Here is a 3,670-nt window from a genome sequence, read left to right as displayed (position 1 = left end):
TCGAGGGAATCAACAATAAACTTAAACTAATAAAACGGAGAGGCTATGGCTTTAGAAACTTTCGGAATTTTTGGGTTAGAAGTATGTTATCTTGGCATCTTGTCTGTTGATTTAGCATAAAGGGTAACGAAGAGCCAGAACATTCATCAGGCGCTGAGTCAATGCCAGTTAAACAGTAGCATTACTGTACCGACAACGCCAAGTGAATGCTTGAACTTTTATCAACAGTATGGCGATAGTTTTGTGTCTGAATTGACGGAAGGGGCAGAGTATGTGGCAGTTTTTGTTTTTTCTTGCCAAACCAAAGAAGACCAGCGCAGTTTGCAGGAGGCTTTAACAGCGCAGGTGACGGTGAATGTTTGCGAGCATATTTCGCCAACGCTGGGCGCTAATTTGACTGCTGGCTTAACAGAAACCCTGAACAATACCACCGTGCGTTGTCAGATTTATCAATCTTTAGTCGGTAGCAACGCCAGTTTGCCGACGTTTTCCAGTGTGTCACAATTTGTTGCTAACATAGTTTCAACTGCACAAAACTTAAACGCGAATACGCCAGTGGTGTTTGATTTTGCGGTAACTGGCTATGAAACCCTGTTTGGCAGCAGTTTAAGCACCTCGTTTATCAATATTGCGGCTAACCGACAGATTTATCTTGATTGTATTGCCCCAACCCTGACAAGTTTAGGGTATCTTGCCAGCAAATATCAGTGGATTGCTACTGCGTATCAGGCTTATAAATATAGCGGCGATACCACGTTTAGCACCAACCAAAAGCAGTTAAATAGCGATATAAGTAACGTCAATAGCTGGATTAGCAGTATTGCGGCGAACCCAACACAAACGCCGAGCCTTGCTAGTTCAATTAATCCGCCACTGAGTTTAATGAACGGCATACCGGTATTTAATTATTTAGTACCGACGCAACCGCTGTTTGGGGATACCAGTAACGAGCCGTTTCAGGATATTGATGTCGGCTCTGAGGTGAGTACCTCGAGCAGCACCAGTACCAGCACAACAGCGCTAAATGCAGGGATTAATGGCTCAATTTATGGTCATAACAGCCCAACCGCTTCGGGTACTTATTCGCAAGCCACCAGCCAAACTACGGGCATAGCGACGGCGATATCGAATATTCCGGTGCTTTATATGATTACCGTTTGGGGCAATAACAATGTCGCCCAGTTTTATGCCTCTTACAACACACTAAACTATACTCATCCATTTGCTCATGGTGCTGCTAATGTGTCTTCATGTAGTGGCGAAACCCTGTTTTTAACTACTACTAATCAGGATGATGGTGTCGATAGCTTGGATAATCAGGTGTATATCGACAAGATGAGCGGTCAAATCTCCAACGGCGTGATTACTCAGTTGAGTTTTACCGACAGTGCTAGTCACAGCATCACCCAACCGACAAGCGCCAGTGGTAGCAGTTTTAGCTGGAGTTTGCCAGCAGGAGCGACGCTGATTGGCTTTCAGGGTTATTGCAACAGCAGTAATCTCCTCGGCTTGCAGCCAATTTGCATTATCGTACAGCCAGCAAAATGGTTAGCGCCATCGATTGAGACGCAACCGTTTGTCAACACGCTGCCAGTCAGCACCTTGGGCGTGGGCTATAATTCTTTTCTTGGCAGCGCTTTGCCGAATTCCGCACTAAACAGCAGCGCCTGTACCAGCGTTGACCAGGGGGCGCAAAGCGAAGTCATTATGAAAATTTGCGCCAGTCGCCAGTCATTATCGGAAACTTTGAGCAAAACCAGGGGATTTTCCATTGGCATACCAGGCTTTAAATTGAGCCACACCAAAACCAAAACCAAAACCATTCAAGTAACCGATACCGATGTGACGCTGGTGCTGATTACCCGTGTGGTGACATCGAGTCCGGTTTATACGCAATGCAACCTATCTCCCACGTTGGCTAATTTAACCACAGAGCAATTGTTCACTGAATATGGCGATTCATTTGTCTGCGCTACGGTTAACGGCGGATTGTATGTGGCGGTATTTGTGTTTCAATGCGATAGTAGCGCCGTACAGGAAACGGTGCAAAAAACCCTGAGTGCCAGTGCGTCGATTAAATCGGCCTCTCTCGATGCCAGTTTAAGTTCCGATGTGAGCAATGCCCAAAGTTCCAAAGGTGTTAATCTGATCTGTTACCAACAGGTTATCGGTAGCAGTAGTTTCTCTTTACCAAGTATGACTGGCAATGCCGAAACCGATACGGAGGCTTTGGTGCAGACGGCCAGCCAGTTTTCTGCCAGCCATGTAGATACGCCTTGGGTGCTGTCATTTACCACGATGGGCTATGAAGGCCTGTTACCCGCCTCGGCTTTGAGCAGCTTCCAACCGATAGTTACCAACCGCCAGACTTATCAACTACAAGTCGCGCCTACTCTGACGCAGCTTTATGGCATTTGGTCTGAGATTGAGAACATCCTCCAGATTTATACGACTTACAATTACTACGCAGACCCTAATATTGGCTTTCCCATCAGGGGACAGCAACAAATGGTCTATAACGCGATCCAAGAATTGACCGCCTGGCTGACGGATGTTGCCGCCAATCCGCAGCAGCCCGCTACCTACCCTACTGACGTTTCCTGCGATCCCCTTGACATTATTGCCAAAGGGACTCCCAGCCTTAATTACAGCATAACCATCACCCCCTGTAACAGCAGCAGCAATCGATTATCGCCGCTGTGGGGCAACAATAATTCGGTGTCCTTTCAGGATATTTGCGCCGGACAGCCATTTTTCAACAGTAATACAGCCTTTAATGGCAATTATCCAGCGAACAGTACGCCGACACCACTTTGTTTAAAAGACTTGCCCAAGATCGCTGCTGTTCAGTTACATGGCGGCGATTATGTTGATCAGCTATCAACCATTTACAGTTATCAGGCTGGGGCCCAAACCTTTAGCCATGGCGGAAGTGGTGGCGGACCTTGTTTTAATCTGAATCTAGCCGTTGATGAATTTATCAGCAGCATTAGTGGGACTTGCGGCGATTATATCAATCAACTCACATTCCAAACCACAAGCTCCCAAGACTATACGTTCCCGCTATCACCTTCCAGCACTGGTAACAAAATTAGCTGGACTGCGGCAGATAATCAAATTTTGCTAGGTTTTCAAGGTTCCTCCGGCGATTATCTCAATCAGTTGCAATTGATTGTCCTGAGTCTCAGTCCAGCCAAATGGGCAGCCCCCCTACTGGATGACCTCTCCTCCCCCTTGCCTTGTCTTCCCATCACAACCGTGGGAATTGGCTTTAACAGCTTTAGCAACAGCGCTATGCCCAATGGTGCCTTGGATTTATCATCCCTGACTATCGGCGATCAAAACGCTACTGGCAAGCAGTGGTATCAAGTCTGTTCCTCTGGTGAAAGTTTGTCAAAGACGCTGAAATATGCGATCGGCGGCGGTGCTGACGATGATTCCTTCCATCGTAAAGTTACGCGCACGGCGAAGGTGAGCAATCTATCCGTAACGGTGGTGATCTATGCCCCCCATGAAAAAACCAGCCCGATCATCGAAAATTTGGGTCTGAAACCCCGTCGTTCTACGACGGCTTTACTGTTAAATATTAGCACATTTACGAAATATATGCTAAAATGTGAGACATGGAAAAAGCCTATTCGTTTCGATTTTACCCCACACCCGAACAAGA

At 46.8% G+C, this 3,670-nt stretch carries 2 protein-coding genes and 1 pseudogene; all 3 read left to right on the top strand.

Translation table 11 applies throughout. The features are described 5' to 3' along the window. A partial coding sequence (locus O9295_RS04065) for a transposase (protein ID WP_190538260.1) occupies positions 1-110 on the top strand: 110 nt, incomplete at its 5' end. Positions 111-882: 772 nt separating this feature from the next. Further along, positions 883-3,108: pseudogene (locus O9295_RS27260) on the top strand (jacalin-like lectin); the annotation flags it as partial. Positions 3,109-3,623: 515 nt separating this feature from the next. After that, positions 3,624-3,670 (top strand): helix-turn-helix domain-containing protein (locus O9295_RS27255; protein WP_353737100.1); only part of this gene is annotated, 47 nt, incomplete at its 3' end.

The organism is Microcystis sp. LE18-22.4A (assembly GCF_027531105.1).
GTDB classification, from domain to species: domain Bacteria; phylum Cyanobacteriota; class Cyanobacteriia; order Cyanobacteriales; family Microcystaceae; genus Microcystis; species Microcystis aeruginosa.
This window is presented reverse-complemented; position numbering and strand designations above follow the sequence as displayed.